This window comes from Arthrobacter sp. NPDC058288 (genome assembly GCF_042880995.1).
Taxonomy (GTDB): Bacteria; Actinomycetota; Actinomycetes; order Actinomycetales; family Micrococcaceae; genus Arthrobacter.
In genome coordinates, this window is the sequence record NZ_JBHVYH010000003.1 from 200,566 (window position 1) to 214,665 (window position 14,100).

A 14,100-nucleotide genomic window follows, 5' to 3' on the forward strand; every position below is an offset into this window, starting at 1 on the left:
CCGTGGCGGCTCCGTGCGGACGGCCGCGGTGCAGCCTGCCGGACGGCAGACCGCCCGCGGCGCAGCCCGCCTGAGACAAGGAAAGAAGCACTGATGTCTGAACGCACCACCACGGTTGCCAGGAACACTGCAACGGAAACCGCCAGCGGAGGCCACAGCCAGGAACCGCACCTCGCCCGGGCACTGGGCAACCGCCACATCCAGCTGCTGGCCATCGGCGGCGCCATCGGCACCGGCCTGTTCATGGGCTCCGGCAAGACCATCTCCCTCGCCGGCCCGTCCGTCATCTTCGTCTACATGATCATCGGCTCCATGCTGTTCTTCGTGATGCGCGCCATGGGCGAAATCCTGCTCTCCAACCTGAATTACAAGTCCTTCAGCGACTTCGCCGGTGACCTCCTGGGCCCCTGGGCGAGTTTTTTCACCGGCTGGTCCTACTGGTTCTTCTGGGTTGTCACGGGAGTGGCGGACATCGTGGCAATTGCCGGCTATGTGGACAAGCTGGCACCCGGAACCCCGCTGTGGATCCCGGCGCTCATCACCCCCGTGGTGCTGATCCTGCTGAACCTCCCCACGGTCAAGGCCTTCGGTGAAGCCGAGTTCTGGTTCGCCATCATCAAGGTGGTTGCCATCCTGGCGCTGATCGGCACCGGCATCGTGATGATCGCAACGCACTTCACGTCCCCCAACGGCGCAGTGGCCAGCCTCGCGAACATCTGGAACGACGGCGGCATGTTCCCGCACGGCATGTTCGGCTTCATCCTCGGCTTCCAGATCGCCATCTTCGCCTTCGCCGGCATCGAACTGGTGGGCACGGCTGCAGCCGAAACCAAGGACCCGGAGAAGAACCTTCCGCGGGCCATCAACTCCATCCCGATCCGCGTCCTGCTCTTCTACGTAGGCGCCCTGGTGGTCATTATGGCGGTCAACCCGTGGCGGACCATCGACGCCGCCAGCAGCCCGTTCATCGGCATGTTCACGCTGGCCGGCCTGGGCATCGCGGCCGTGGTCATCAACCTGGTGGTCCTCACCTCCGCCGCCTCCAGCGCCAACTCCGGCATCTACTCCACCTCGCGCATGGTCTACGGCCTGGCCCAGGACGGCAATGCCCCGAAGGCTTTCGGCAAGCTGAGCATCCGCAAGGTCCCGCAGAACGCCCTGCTGTTCTCCTGCATCTTCCTGCTCGCCGGACTGGTGCTGCTCTACTCGGGTGACTCCGTCATCGGCGCCTTCACGGTGGTCACCTCGGTCGCCTCCGTGCTCACCATGTTCGTCTGGTCCATGATCCTGGTCAGCTACATCATGTTCCGCCGACGCCGGCCCGAACTCCACGCCGCGTCCGCCTTCAAGATGCCCGGCGGCGCGTTTATGCCGTACGTGGTTCTGGCATTCTTCGTGTTCATGCTGGTGGCGCTCGCCCAGGCCGAGGACACCCGGCTTGCCCTGGTGGTGGCTCCCCTCTGGTTCCTGATCCTGGGTGCGGCCTGGTACTTCAACCGCCAGACCCCGCTCCAGCAGGCCCGGATCGAAGAGTGGAAGTCCGAGTCGGATTCGGACAAGGCAAAAGTCAACGCCCTGAGCTAAGGCCTTTTACGCGCCGCAACCCGCGGCGCAACAACTACAGCGACGACGGCGATGGCGGCCGTGAGGGCGAAGACTCCTGCGAAGGAGCCGCCCGAAACACCGCCCGCCGTCGTCGTTGCCGTTCCTGCCGCCGTTCCGGCTAAAGCACCGAACACGATCCCGGTGGTGGCCAGCGCCAACGCGCCGCCCAGGGAGTCGGCAATGGACATGGCCGAACTGTTGAACCCCTCGGTATCCGGCGTGGACATGGCCAGGGTCATTACGCTCAGGCGCGGATACATCAGCCCCATGCCGCCGCCGGCAGAGATCCAGCCGGCGATCGCGACGGCGGACGGCCAGCCCAGGAGCGTGGTCACCAGGGCAAGGACGACGGCGGCGAGCACCATCACTGACCCGATCTTCATGGCCCGGAGGTTGCTGAGCTTCGTGCCCATCCGGCCCTGCACAGCCGAGGCACCGGCCCACGCAAGGGCGCCGCCGGTGAGGGTCAGCCCGGCGAACGTCGGCGAAAAGGAATACCGCTCCACCAGCAGGTACGGGAGGTAGACCTCTGCCCCAAAGAAGGCGGCCGAGACGAGCCCACGGGCCAGGATGACGCTCGGCAGCCCCCGCCGGGCAAGCAGGGTGCCGCGGGGCACCAGCGGGCGCACCGCCACCAGGGCAACCACGACGGCGGCCGCCGCCAGGTAGCCTCCGGCTCCCGGGACCTGCGCGGAGAGATTCAGGCCCAGCACGGCAAGCGCCGCCAGGGTTGCCCACGCGAGCCGGCGGAAGGACCACCGCTGCGTACCTGTGGTTCCTTCCGGTGTGCCGGCCTTGGCGGGGGCGGCTTTGGCGGGGGTACCGTGCAGGCCGTGCAGCGCGGGAACGATCATCAGGAGCGCCGGCACCACCAGGCCCACCACACCCAGGAAGACCCAGTGCCAGCTTGCCGCCTGGGCCACGATTCCGGCCGCGAAGGGGCCCACCAGGGACGGAATCACCCAGGCCGCGGAAAACGCAGCGAAAATCTTCGGGTGCAGCGCCGGCGGGTATACCCGCGCCACCACGACGTAGAGGGCCACGGTCATGGCTCCGCCGCCCAGGCCCTGTACCAGCCGTCCGCCCACCAGGGCAGGCATGCTCCCTGCCGTTCCGGCGATCAGCAGCCCCAGCACGAACAGCGCCACGGAGGCGTACAGGGGCCCCACCGGTCCGCGGCGGTCGGACCAGTTGCCGGCCGCCACCATGCCGATCACACCAGTGGCGAGCGGTCCGGCGAAGGCCAGGGCGTACAAGGCGGCGCCGTCCAGCTCGCGGCTGACCAGCGGCATGATGGTGGCCACGGCCAGGGACTCGAAGGCGGCCAGGAACACCAGGGCGCACGCGCCGGCCGTCACCAGCAGGTAGCGGCGGTGGAGGATGCCGGCCGTCTCGGGGGCGGCGGCAGGGGCGCTTCGTTGCACGGCGGGAGCCTGATTCGTCGTCATGGATGGTGCCTGCCATTAAACACCCCGGGCCGTGTTGTTCGGGGTGGTCCTGAACAACACGGCCCGCGGTGCGTGCCGGCAATCCGGCCCGACGATAGAGAGATGCGTACTCCACGGACGGTTCCGGGACCGCCGCCGCGCTCAACTACCGGATCCCGGTGCCCAAACTGCGCCGGCTGGCCGACGCAGGGCCGGCGTCGCTGCGTCCGGTGGCTACGGCCCGGTTCTGACCCCGTACGCCACCGTTGGGATTGATCCATGTCGCCGTTGCGAGAAGGGTTACGCCGCGACCACCATCGACGAGATCGCCGCGGCAGCCGGCACCACCAGGGTCACCTTCTACGCCTACTACCCCTCGCGCAGTGATCTCATGAAGGACTTCATGGCACGGGTGAACGCGGTGCTGGACCGTGCGGACTGCTCGCCGTGCCGCTAGGCCTCCGGCCCCAGGCCGGCGGACGGCACAACCGCTCCGGTGGCGGTTGAATCGGGGTTGAGCATCCAGCCCACCCGCTTGGCGGCGCTCAGGACCACGACGCTTTCCGCCAGTTCGATCCCTGGGATCCGCTGCTGGAGGGCCAGCTCTGCATTCATCACCTCGGCCAGGGAGTGCAGCCACATGATGATCACAAAGTTGGTCCGCCCGGTGGTGGAAGCGGCAAGCCTGACGTTGCGGAGGCTGCGCAATTCGGCCGCGGCGGCCTCGTGCCGGCCGGGCGGCACATTGGCGAACCATTGGCATGTGACCGGGTAGCCGGAGTACTTCTGCGCGATTTCGCAGCGGAAGGACAGCAACTGGCTGGAGAGAAGGCGGTTCAGCTGCCGCTGGACGGTGGCCGGGTTCCGGCCCAGGCTGCGGGCGATATCCGCTGCCGTTGCCCTCCCGTCCTGCGCGAGGAACGGAATGAGGTCCAGATGGCTTTGCGGCAGCGGGGCGCCCGTACCGGCGGGCGGCACGGAGCCGGCTGCCTCGGGTCCGGCTAGAGCGTTGAAGGCGTTCTGCTGTGCCTTGCTCAGAACGTTGAGCCGCCAGGCGTAGCCGCCCACATAAAGCCGGGTACACAGGGAGGTCCGGTATTTGAGCAGGCCCGGGATCTCTTTGAACTGTGGCACCACGAACTCGCTGAAGCGGCCCAGGGTGGGTGTGATGACCGTCAGCATCAGGTCGCGGTTGCTGGCGGCTTCCTCCACTGTGACCACCTCCGGGATGGCCGCGAGCGCCGCGGTGACCTCAGCGCGCTGCCGCATTTCGCAGTCCACGTCCACCAGCGCAAGGCACATCTGCTTCGGGTCGCCGATCAGGTGGGCTGTTGTCCAGGCGGCGCCGGCAGTCCGAAGCCTGTCCCAGCGGGCCGCCAGGGTGGTGGCATGCACGCCCAGGATCCGGGCGGCATCTGACCAGCTGACGCGTGGCGCGATCTGCAGCGCGTTGATCAGTTCAAGGTCTTCCTCGCTGACATCCATCCGGCGCCGCCACCTCTCCCCGTGCGCGAATCCTGCAGATTCCATCTTACTTTGATTTTTTCGAGCTATTTTCCTGATTGTGAACCAGCTCACTCCAGAATGGACGCACGTCACTAACCACTCGTTCGGGAAGCAGGAGAACATATGTCGATCACCGCCGATGCCAGGGAGCTGCAGGGCGAAATCGCCCGGTTCCGCCACGAGCTGCATCGGGAGCCGGAGATCGGCCTGGATCTGCCCCGGACCCAGGAAAAGGTACTCAAAGCGCTGGAAGGCCTGCCGTACGAGATCACCCTCGGTGAGAGCACGACGTCGGTCACTGCGGTGCTGCGCGGCGGCGCGCCGCACGCGTCGGCCGAGAAGCCGGCGGTCCTGCTCCGCGCGGACATGGACGGTCTGCCCGTCCAGGAACGCACCGGCGTGGACTTCACCTCACGCATCGACGGCACCATGCATGCCTGCGGCCATGACCTCCACACGTCCATGCTGGCCGGCGCCGCCCGGCTCCTGGCCGACCGCCGGGATCAGCTCGCCGGGGACGTTGTCCTGATGTTCCAGCCCGGCGAGGAGGGTTTCGACGGCGCCTCCCACATGATCCGCGAAGGCGTCCTGAACGCTGCGGGCCGGCGCGTGGACGCCGCTTACGCCATGCACGTGTTCTCCGCCCTGGAACCGCACGCGCAGTTCTGCACCAGGCCCGGCGTCATCCTGAGCGCCTCGGACGGACTCTTCGTCACGGTCCTGGGTGCCGGCGGCCACGGCTCCGCACCCCATTCCGCAAAGGACCCCGTCACGGCCGTGGCCGAGATGGTGACCGCCCTGCAGGTGATGATCACCCGCCAGTTCAACATGTTCGATCCAGTGGTCCTCACCGTGGGCCTCCTGCAGGCCGGCACCAAGCGCAACGTCATCCCGGAATCCGCGCGCTTCGAAGCCACCATCCGTACCTTCTCCGATGCCTCCCGGGAACGGATGATGACGGCGATTCCCATGCTCCTCAAAGGCATCGCCGCCGCCCACGGACTGGAGGTGGACGTGGACTACCGCGCCGAGTACCCCCTCAGCGTCACGGATGAAGACGAGACACACACCGCCGAAAAGACCATCCAGAAGCTGTTTGGAGATTCGCGCCTGACCCGCTGGGCCACCCCGCTCAGCGGCTCGGAGGACTTCTCCCGGGTGATGGCCGAGGTGCCCGGCACATTCATCGGGCTCAGCGCCGTTGCCCCCGGCGCAGACCACACCTCCACCCCGTTCAACCACTCCCCCTACGCCACATTCGACGACGGCGTTCTCTCCGACGGCGCGGCGCTCTACGCAGAACTCGCCGTTTCCCGCATCGCAGCCCTCGCGGCTGCAGCCAACTGACCTTCCCTTCTCTTTTGGAGCCCCACATGACTTCCACCGTAGGCATGCCAGCCGAGGTCCAGGTTCACAAATCCCACGTCCGGACCCTCATCGGAACCGGCATCGGCAACGCCGTTGAATGGTACGACTGGGCCATCTACGCCACGTTCTCACCGTTCATTGCCAGCGCACTGTTCAGCAAGGCGGATCCGACGTCGGCCTTCCTGGCCACGCTGGCGATCTTCGCCGTCGGCTTCGTGGCCCGCCCGTTCGGTGGCTTCGTGTTCGGTTGGATCGGCGACCGGATAGGCCGCAAGACGTCCATGACGTTCGCCGTCGGCCTAGCAGCCCTCGGCAGCCTGCTGATCGGCGTCGCCCCCACCTTCGAAGCTGTTGGCGCCCTTGCGTCCGTCATGCTGCTGGTGGCCCGCCTGATCCAGGGCCTGGCCCACGGCGGGGAGCTGCCGTCGTCGCAGACCTACCTCTCAGAGATGGCGCCCAAGGAAAAGCGCGGCTTCTGGGCAACCCTCATCTACACCTCCGGCACCGCCGGCATCCTGGCCGGGACCCTGCTTGGCGCCATCCTGTCCAACGTCCTCAGCCAGGCCGACATGAACGCCTGGGGCTGGCGCATCCCGTTCCTGGTCGGCGGAGCGCTGGGCGTCTACGCACTCGTGATGCGCGCACGGATGAAGGAGACGGCGGCGTTCGAGTCCGAGACTCCCACGGAAAAGCACGAGCCCATGTGGCCGCAGATCTGGCGGCACCGCAAGCAGGCCCTGCAGGTCATCGGCCTGACGGTCGGCCTCACCGTGAGCTACTACATCTGGGGCGTCGTGGCGCCCAGCTACGCCGCAACCACCTTGAAGATGGACCGCGGCGAAGCCCTCTGGGCCGGCGTGATCGCCAACATCGTCTTCATCGCCGCCCTGCCGTTCTGGGGCAGACTGTCCGACCGGATCGGCCGCAAACCGGTCCTGATCATGGGCTCCGCCGGCGCCGCCCTGCTGCACTTCCCCATGACCTGGCTCTTGAAGGACTCCCCCTGGCAGCTGGCCGTCACAATGTCCGTGATGCTGTTCTTCATCGCAGCCAGCGCCGCCATCGTTCCGGCCGTGTATGCCGAGCTCTTCCCCACCAAGATCCGCACGGTCGGCGTCGGCGTCCCCTACTCCATCTGTGTTGCGGCCTTCGGCGGCACGGCCCCGTACCTGCAGACCTGGCTCGGCACCATCGGACAAGCCAACCTGTTCAACGTCTACGCCGTGCTCCTGCTGCTGATCGGCATCGCGTTTGTCTTCACCATCCCGGAAACCAAGGGCAAGGACCTGACGCATTAGCGTTCCCCGCAGCGTCACAGGCCGGGTACGCACACCGGAGGCCCAGCGGGATCTGCGTACAATCGACCGACAGTCATCTATTAAGGGAACCATGAAGAAACTCACCACGGCCCTGCTCGCCGCCGGGCTCATCATCTCCGCTTCCGCTTGCTCCGCGCCGGCAAAACTGACCACCGCTGAAACCTGCGACCGGCTCAAGATTGTTGTCACGGACCCCAGCGCCAACGCCGGCAAGACCGGAATGGTCATCCTGGGCAACAAGCTCCGCCCGCTCGTGGGAGGGGCCTCGGACGAGATGAAGCCCGCCGTGCAGGCCATCCTGGACTACGCGGACGAGAACGCCAAGGAGAACCCGGACGCCGGGAAGGTGGCCGAACTGCAGGCGGGCTACCAGAAGGCCGGCGCCACCTTCGGGCAGCTCTGCAACAACTAAGGAACCCCTAGGGGCGGCCGGACGTGCTCCGGCCGCCCCTCAGCGTTGACGCAGGGGGAACGCTTCTGGCCCAAATGGACGGGGGCGCCCTTCAGTGTCTGCGCCGCTGAACGTTTTCCGGTCGATCCTGATCAGCAGGAGCGCAATCGCAATGCCGGAATCATCCTTGGCCACGCCGAAGAGGGCAAGGTTCTGCATTGGGACGAACACCATGCCCCGGCCCATCAGGATCAGCGCGGGCAGTATGTTCACAACGTAGCTGCCGTCCGCACTGACCCGTGTCAGGCACAACCTGGCGGGGGAGTTTGATACCCCACAGGGTAAATTGAAGAGGCCTCCGGCGCCCTGTAGAGTCCCGCCAAGGACACGCAGTTAAGGATCAGCATGAACGCAGAGGAACGGCCGGAAAGCGGGAAGCTGGACGGGGCACCACCGGGCCACGCCGGCCCGGCCCAGTTCATCCCGGCCCGGCCCGTCCCGGAAGGTCGCAGCCTGCAACGCCGCGTGGTCACCGTCCTGGTCGGCGGCCAGATCCTCGGCGGCATCGGCATGGGCGCGACGCTTTCCCTGGGTTCATTGTTGGCAGCCCAGCTCTCCGGATCCAACGCGTGGTCCGGAATGGCCGCAACGATGAGCACTCTCGGCGCCGCCCTCGCCGCCGTCCCCCTGGCCCGGCTTGCCCAGGCCCGCGGGCGCCGGGTCTCGTTGTCCACGGGCGCCCTCATTGCCGGCGCCGGGGCCGTCGTGGCTATCACCTCCACCGCAGTTGCCGTCTTTCCGCTGCTCCTGCTGGGCCTCATGCTCCTCGGAGCGGGCTCCGCCGTGAACCTGCAGGCACGTTTCGCCGCAACCGATCTTTCACTCCCCGGGTCGCGGGGCCGGGACCTCTCGATCGTGGTCTGGTCCACAACAATCGGAGCCGTTCTGGGCCCGAACCTTTTCGGCCCCGGCGAGGTGGTGGGTGCCGCACTCGGCCTGCCCCCGCTGACCGGCGCCTTCGCCTTTTCAGTGGCCGCCCAGCTTGCAACCGCCGTCGTCTATGCAACCGGCCTGCGGCCGGACCCGCTCCTCACCGCGATGGCTTCCCGCGTTCCCGACCTCGAAGTGCCCCAGCCCAAGAGCGGCATACGGATCCTGCGGAGCAACTCCAGGGCGAGGTATGCGGTGGCCGCCGTCGCCCTCAGCCACGCCACCATGGTGGCACTCATGTCCATGACGCCCGTCCACCTGCGCGACCACGGGGCCAGCCTCACAGTGGTTGGCCTGACGATCAGCCTGCACATCGCCGGCATGTACGGGTTGTCCCCCGTATTCGGCTGGATGGCGGACAAAGCCGGCCGGCTGCGCACCATCCTGCTGGGCCAGGCCATGCTGTTGTCTTCGCTGGTACTGGCCGGATTCGCGTCGGAGTCAGGCCCGGCAGTGACCGCAAGCCTGATCCTGCTGGGGCTTGGCTGGTCCGCCTCGGTGGTTGCCGGGTCTGCATTGGTGGCCGAATCGGCACAGGTGCAGGACCGGCCGGCCATCCAAGGCGTTTCGGACCTGAGCATGAACGCAGCTGCGGCTACCGGCGGTGCGCTGGCCGGCCCGGTGCTGGCCGTCGTCGGCTATTCCGGGCTTGGCCTGATTTCCATCGCACTGGTGGCCACCGTGATCACCTGGACCGCGCTGCAGCCGCGGTCCAGGGCCACCGAACTGAACTGACAGGACATTCGGAAGACGGGCCGCCACGGTCCGGGCCGCTTCCTGCTGGCCGGCAGTCCGGGATGATGACGGCGGCGGCAGTTACGTCACGTGACGCTCCGTGACTTTCCGGACGCCCCGGACGGCCGCCGGGGCTTGCCGATGACGCTTTGCGTCACCGCGTGAACCCCGGTGAACGTGCGCGTCGCGGACCGTTGATAGTGCCGCACCCCGAACCGTAATCTCAGTCCAAGCGCTGGCACCGGGGCACCGGAGACGCTCCACAAGAGCAGCAGGCCCAGCCACTGACCCATGACGGAGGACGGCAGAGATGCCGCCTCGGGCCTCCGTCCCTTCGACCTCCATCCCCGACTGTCATCCGGCGGCAACCCTGTGCAGGCACGCCGCTTTCGTGAAGGAATCCCCATGTCATCGCATCAGAACCCAGAAGGATCCACCCGCATCGTGGCGGGCCAAAGCACCAAACCCCAAAACTCCTCAGCAAAGCGCAAGCGCGCCCTGGGAATCGGCATCGCCGCCGGGCTCGTCGCCCTGATAGCCGGCGGCGCCGCAGTGGCGTCGAACCTTAGCCGCAGCACCGAAGCGCAGCCGGCCGCGGCAGCTGCCGCCGGCACGCCTGCCGCGGAGTTGAAGCTGGGCTACTTCGGCAACGTCACGCACGCCCCGGCGCTGGTGGGCGTGAAGGAAGGTTTCATTGCCGGGAGCCTGGGCGATAGCAAGCTCAGTACACAGGTGTTCAACGCCGGTCCGGCCGCGATCGAGGCGCTGAACGCCGGCGCGATCGACGCCACGTACATCGGCCCGAACCCGGCCATCAACTCGTTTGTGAAGAGCCAGGGTGAGTCCGTGAGCATCATCGCCGGTGCGGCGGCGGGCGGGGCGCAGCTGGTGGTGAAGCCGGAGATCGGCTCGGCGGCGGATTTGAAGGGCAAGACCCTGTCCACGCCGCAGCTGGGCGGGACGCAGGATGTGGCGTTGCGGGCGTGGCTCGCCGGGCAGGGGTACAAGACGAACACCGACGGCAGCGGGGATGTGGCGATCAATCCGACCGAGAACGCGCAGACGCTGAAGCTGTTCCAGGACGGCAAGCTTGACGGCGCGTGGCTGCCGGAGCCGTGGGCGTCCCGGCTGGTGCTGCAGGCCGGCGCGAAGGTGCTGGTGGACGAGAAGGATTTGTGGGACGGGTCGCTGACGGGCAAGCCGGGCGAGTTCCCCACCACCATCCTGATTGTGAACAAGAAGTTCGCCGCGGACCACCCGGACACCGTCAAGGCCCTGTTGAAAGGCCACGCCGAGTCCGTGGCCTGGCTCAACTCCGCGGCCGCCGCCGAGAAGTCCGGCGTCATCAACGCCGCCCTCAAGGAAGCGTCCGGCGCCGAGCTGAAAGCCGACGTCATTGACCGGTCCCTGCAGAACATCGTCTTCACCGTGGATCCGCTGGCCGGAACCTACAAGAAACTGCTCGAGGACGGCGTGAAGGCCGGCACCACCAAGCAGGCGGACATCAACGGCATCTTCGACCTCACCGCCCTGAACAGCGTCACCGCAGAAACCGGCGGCAGCAAGGTCAGCGCAGCCGGTCTCGGCAAGGACTGAGCCACAGGCGCCGCGGGGGCTGAGGGGCGGCAGGCGCCGCCCCTCCAGCCGCTTAACCCCCGATGAAACGGTCCCGCCCGGCCCGGTAGCCGAACACGGCAGCAAACGCCCCCACCGCAAGAAACAGCACACCCGCCGCGGCAAAGGATCCCGTGGCCTGATGCAATTGCCCCACCATCAGCGTGCCCGTGGAGCCGACGCCGTAGCCCACCCCCTGCATCATGCCGGAGAGGTGGGCTGCCGTGTGCCCGTCACGCGTGCGGAGCATGATCATGGTCAGCGCCACCGCGGTCAGGCTGCCCTGCCCGAGGCCCAGCAGCCCGGTCCACACCCAGATGAAGTCCAGCGGCCCGAAAATGCTCAGCGCGAACCCGCCGCCGGTCATCAGCGCCACCACCGTGTTGATGGCCCGTTGGTCGCGGAACCGCGCGGCCAGCGCCGGCGCGAACAGCGAACCAAGCATCTGCAGCACGATGGACGCGGAGACGATCAGCCCGGCCGTCCCGCCGTCCACTCCGCGTTCCCGCAGGATGGGTGCCAGCCAGGCGAACACGCTGAAGGACATCATCGCCTGCAGCACCATGAAGATGGTCACCTGCCAGGCGACCGCTGAGCGCCACACGTTCACGCCGTCGGCAACGGCCTGGTGCCGCGGGTGCCGCTGCCGAAGGGCCAGTGGAAGGAACAACAAAAGGACGACGCCGGCGGGCAGCGCCCAGAACCACAGCGCCGCCGTCCACTCCCCCGACGCGGAGAACACCGGGTAGGTGAACCCCGCCCCCAGTGCGGCCGAGGCGCAGATCGCGGTGGTGTAGAGCCCGCCCATCAGCCCCAGCCGGTGCGGGAAGTCGCGCTTCACGAGGCCGGGCAGCAGCACGTTGCACAGGGCGATGGCAGCGCCGCAGGCCGCTGTTCCGGCCAGCAGCGCCGGCAGGTGGCCGGCGCCCGGCAACTCGACAGGGCGCAGCAGGAGCCCGGTGGTCAGCACGCCCATGGCTCCGAGCAGCACCCGTTCGGCACCGAAACGCCGGGCGAGGACAGGAGCCAGCGGGGCGAAGACCCCCAGCAGGGTCACGGGCACGGTAGTGAGGACCACCACCGCCCAGCCCGGCAGCCCGGCGTCGGACCGTATCTCCGGAAGCACCGCGGCGAAACTGGAGAACACCGTCCGCAGGTTCAGCCCGATCAGTACCAGGCAGACGCCGAGGTAGATCAATCCGCGGCGGCTACTGATGTGCGTAGGTTCGGCGGCGGGCAGTTCGTCGATTTCGGCGTCCACCAGCGTGCCGGGGGCCGCTTTACGGCCGCGGCCGGCTGCGGTGGTCTTTGCTGCGGCGTTGTTGGCTTGGGTCACGCGCCCCATTCTCGCAGGAGTTATCCACATAACGCCGAATCCCGTCACCTGCCCCGCCCGGCCGTCCCTAGTCTGAACTCGCCACGTCCTGGCGCCACAGGACACCCCCCGCAAAGGCATGAGGAGACCACATGTCCACACGCCTGGCAGCCAGTCCCGGGTCTTCGGCTGCTTACAGCGGCTGGTCTCAACTATTCTGGAGGGGATGAGTGAATCCCCAGAAACCCCCCAACCGACGCACGCCCAGACACCGGAGGAAACCCCGGATTCGGCCCCGGAGCAGTCGCAGCCGTCCCGGCCGGTGACGCCCGGCAGCCAGGCCTCGTTCGGAACCTACGGGGGCCGGCCGGTCAGCTTCGTGCGCCGTGGAACCCGGTTGCAGGGCCGCCGCCAGCAGGCTTGGGAGGAGCACTCGGACCGCTGGGCGGTTGACGTCCCGCGGCACATCGCCAACACCTCGGTGCACCCGGACTACGTGTTCGACGCCGAAGCGGAGTTCGGCCGCACTGCCCCCCTGATCGTGGAAATCGGTTCGGGCCTCGGCGACGCCGTCTGCCACGCCGCGGAGGAGAACCCGGACTGGGACTTCCTGGCCGTGGAGGTGTACACCCCCGGGCTCGCCAACACCGTGATCAAGATCAACAGCCGCAAGCTCAGCAACGTCCGCGTGGTGGAGGCCAACGCGCCGGAGGTACTTGCCACCATGCTGCCGGCAGGTTCGGTCAGCGAGGTCTGGGTCTTCTTCCCCGACCCCTGGCACAAGTCGCGCCACCACAAGCGCCGCCTCATCCAGCCCGAGTTCGCCGCGCTCGTCGCCACCGCGCTGAAGCCGGGCGGGCTGTTCCGCGTGGCCACCGACTGGTCCAACTACGCCGTGCACGTCCGCGACGTCATGGCCGGGTCGGCCGATTTCGTGAACCTGCACGACGGCGAACGCAGGGGTCCCGAAAGCCCGCTCACCCAGGTGTGGCAGTCCGGCGTCGAATCCCTGGTGGGCGGCGCGCCCGTCAAGGAGGGCCGCGCCCCGGTAAGCACCGAACACACCGGACCCAACGAGGGCGTGGACGAAACGGGCGGCTGGGCGCCGCGTTTCGAGGGCCGCATCCGGACAAGCTTCGAAAACAAGGCCCACGAAGCAGGCCGCCTCATCTTCGATCTCTGCTACCGGCGGCTGTGAGGCACCATGGCCTCCCCGCAGCCTCTCGCCCCGCAACGCCCCTGCGCTGATTCCCGCGGGCTGGCGGCCGGCATCACCAGCCTGGTGTCCGCCGTGCTGGCACCGGTTGCGGCCGTGTTCGGCTAGGCGCCGGTCAGCTCACCTTGATGGCGCCGACCACTTCCTTGAGCAGGCCGATCCGCGGCTCGAGCTGCGGGTCGACGTACGGCCAGATCACCACGACGCCGATGAACCGGTCCTTTTCCCACACCCCCACGGTGGCGGCCGCCTTCGCGTCGCCCCGTTTATCGTCGTAGCCGACGACGACGGCGTAGGCGGCTTTGCCGGGCAGGTTCAGTTCACCCTCGGTCAGCAGGTTGCCGCCGCGCTCTTCAAGGTAGTGGGCTGACATCAGGTGCGCCCAGCCGTTGGCCTCGGCCGGACCTTCCACGGAGGTGTCATCCTTGATGACCGTGACGAGGACGTCTCCCAGCAGGCCGTACTGTTCGGTGTTGGGGCCTGCGGTCGAGTCGTCCAGGACCAGGGTGTGCTCGGGGAAGTCCGCAGTGAAACCGAGCGGGGATTCGATGTGAACTGTCATGGCTGGTGGTTGCTCCTTCAGCGGTAACTCAGTGTTTATGGGGCAGCGTCGT

General features: G+C 67.6%; 13 protein-coding genes. 8 read left to right on the forward strand and 5 right to left on the reverse strand.

Features of this window, described 5'->3' with window-relative positions; genetic code table 11:
- Positions 1 to 93: 93 nt before the first annotated feature.
- Complete coding sequence (locus ACFVWT_RS11890; RefSeq protein ID WP_390248017.1) at positions 94 to 1,584, forward strand: amino acid permease; 1,491 nt, start codon at positions 94 to 96, stop codon at positions 1,582 to 1,584.
- On the opposite strand, the gene ACFVWT_RS11895 is transcribed toward ACFVWT_RS11890, so the two are convergent.
- A complete protein-coding gene (locus ACFVWT_RS11895; RefSeq protein ID WP_390248018.1) occupies positions 1,581 to 3,053 on the reverse strand; it encodes an MFS transporter in 1,473 nt (490 codons plus the stop codon). The two genes, ACFVWT_RS11890 and ACFVWT_RS11895, sit on opposite strands and share 4 nt — an antisense overlap.
- 43 nt (positions 3,054 to 3,096) lie before the next feature.
- Here ACFVWT_RS11895 and ACFVWT_RS11900 point away from each other — a divergent pair, with 43 nt between their 5' ends.
- On the forward strand, positions 3,097 to 3,489 hold the full coding sequence (locus ACFVWT_RS11900; RefSeq protein ID WP_390248196.1) for a TetR/AcrR family transcriptional regulator: 393 nt from the start codon (positions 3,097 to 3,099) through the stop codon (positions 3,487 to 3,489).
- Here the strand turns inward: ACFVWT_RS11900 and ACFVWT_RS11905 are convergent.
- The gene (locus ACFVWT_RS11905) at positions 3,486 to 4,517 is read right to left on the reverse strand and encodes an Lrp/AsnC family transcriptional regulator (protein WP_390248198.1); all 1,032 of its coding nucleotides are present in this window, start codon (positions 4,515 to 4,517) and stop codon (positions 3,486 to 3,488) included. The two genes, ACFVWT_RS11900 and ACFVWT_RS11905, sit on opposite strands and share 4 nt — an antisense overlap.
- A 144-nt stretch (positions 4,518 to 4,661) precedes the next feature.
- Here ACFVWT_RS11905 and ACFVWT_RS11910 point away from each other — a divergent pair, with 144 nt between their 5' ends.
- The 3 genes from ACFVWT_RS11910 (at position 4,662) to ACFVWT_RS11920 (ending at position 7,637) form a co-directional block, all read left to right on the forward strand.
- Positions 4,662 to 5,885, forward strand: coding sequence for a M20 family metallopeptidase (locus tag ACFVWT_RS11910; protein ID WP_390248019.1), 1,224 nt, complete (start codon positions 4,662 to 4,664; stop codon positions 5,883 to 5,885).
- A gap of 26 nt (positions 5,886 to 5,911) precedes the next feature.
- Positions 5,912 to 7,204: an MFS transporter gene (locus ACFVWT_RS11915; protein WP_390248020.1), complete on the forward strand. Its 1,293-nt coding sequence runs from the start codon at positions 5,912 to 5,914 to the stop codon at positions 7,202 to 7,204.
- A gap of 91 nt (positions 7,205 to 7,295) precedes the next feature.
- Complete coding sequence (locus tag ACFVWT_RS11920) at positions 7,296 to 7,637, forward strand: hypothetical protein (RefSeq protein ID WP_390248021.1); 342 nt, start codon at positions 7,296 to 7,298, stop codon at positions 7,635 to 7,637.
- Positions 7,638 to 7,676: 39 nt separating this feature from the next.
- Here ACFVWT_RS11920 and ACFVWT_RS11925 read toward each other — a convergent pair whose 3' ends face one another.
- The gene (locus ACFVWT_RS11925) at positions 7,677 to 7,889 is read right to left on the reverse strand and encodes a hypothetical protein (RefSeq protein ID WP_390248022.1); all 213 of its coding nucleotides are present in this window, start codon (positions 7,887 to 7,889) and stop codon (positions 7,677 to 7,679) included.
- A gap of 132 nt (positions 7,890 to 8,021) precedes the next feature.
- Between ACFVWT_RS11925 and ACFVWT_RS11930 the strand changes: the two genes are divergently transcribed.
- Positions 8,022 to 9,341, forward strand: a complete 1,320-nt coding sequence (locus tag ACFVWT_RS11930) for an MFS transporter (protein WP_390248023.1) — start codon at positions 8,022 to 8,024, stop codon at positions 9,339 to 9,341.
- Between the two features lie 405 nt (positions 9,342 to 9,746).
- On the forward strand, positions 9,747 to 10,937 hold the full coding sequence (locus ACFVWT_RS11935) for an ABC transporter substrate-binding protein (protein ID WP_390248024.1): 1,191 nt from the start codon (positions 9,747 to 9,749) through the stop codon (positions 10,935 to 10,937).
- 52 nt (positions 10,938 to 10,989) lie between these two features.
- On the opposite strand, the gene ACFVWT_RS11940 is transcribed toward ACFVWT_RS11935, so the two are convergent.
- Positions 10,990 to 12,291, reverse strand: coding sequence for an MFS transporter (locus ACFVWT_RS11940; RefSeq protein WP_390248025.1), 1,302 nt, complete (start codon positions 12,289 to 12,291; stop codon positions 10,990 to 10,992).
- Positions 12,292 to 12,496: 205 nt separating this feature from the next.
- Here ACFVWT_RS11940 and trmB point away from each other — a divergent pair, with 205 nt between their 5' ends.
- Positions 12,497 to 13,468 (forward strand): tRNA (guanosine(46)-N7)-methyltransferase TrmB, encoded by a 972-nt coding sequence (gene trmB, locus ACFVWT_RS11945; protein WP_390248026.1) that lies wholly within the window; start codon positions 12,497 to 12,499, stop codon positions 13,466 to 13,468.
- Positions 13,469 to 13,601: 133 nt separating this feature from the next.
- Here the strand turns inward: trmB and ACFVWT_RS11950 are convergent, their stop codons facing one another.
- Positions 13,602 to 14,048, reverse strand: coding sequence for a hypothetical protein (locus ACFVWT_RS11950; RefSeq protein WP_390248027.1), 447 nt, complete (start codon positions 14,046 to 14,048; stop codon positions 13,602 to 13,604).
- Between the last annotated feature and the right edge of the window lie 52 nt (positions 14,049 to 14,100).

Coding starts and splice junctions, on each gene's coding strand:
- ACFVWT_RS11950 (WP_390248027.1), bottom strand. CDS start 14,048: ATGACAGTTCACATCGAATCCCCGCTCGGTTTCACTGCGGACTTCCCC.
- ACFVWT_RS11915 (WP_390248020.1), top strand. CDS start 5,912: ATGACTTCCACCGTAGGCATGCCAGCCGAGGTCCAGGTTCACAAATCC.
- ACFVWT_RS11895 (WP_390248018.1), bottom strand. CDS start 3,053: ATGACGACGAATCAGGCTCCCGCCGTGCAACGAAGCGCCCCTGCCGCC.
- trmB (WP_390248026.1), top strand. CDS start 12,497: ATGAGTGAATCCCCAGAAACCCCCCAACCGACGCACGCCCAGACACCG.
- ACFVWT_RS11935 (WP_390248024.1), top strand. CDS start 9,747: ATGTCATCGCATCAGAACCCAGAAGGATCCACCCGCATCGTGGCGGGC.
- ACFVWT_RS11930 (WP_390248023.1), top strand. CDS start 8,022: ATGAACGCAGAGGAACGGCCGGAAAGCGGGAAGCTGGACGGGGCACCA.
- ACFVWT_RS11920 (WP_390248021.1), top strand. CDS start 7,296: ATGAAGAAACTCACCACGGCCCTGCTCGCCGCCGGGCTCATCATCTCC.
- ACFVWT_RS11905 (WP_390248198.1), bottom strand. CDS start 4,517: ATGGATGTCAGCGAGGAAGACCTTGAACTGATCAACGCGCTGCAGATC.
- ACFVWT_RS11910 (WP_390248019.1), top strand. CDS start 4,662: ATGTCGATCACCGCCGATGCCAGGGAGCTGCAGGGCGAAATCGCCCGG.
- ACFVWT_RS11890 (WP_390248017.1), top strand. CDS start 94: ATGTCTGAACGCACCACCACGGTTGCCAGGAACACTGCAACGGAAACC.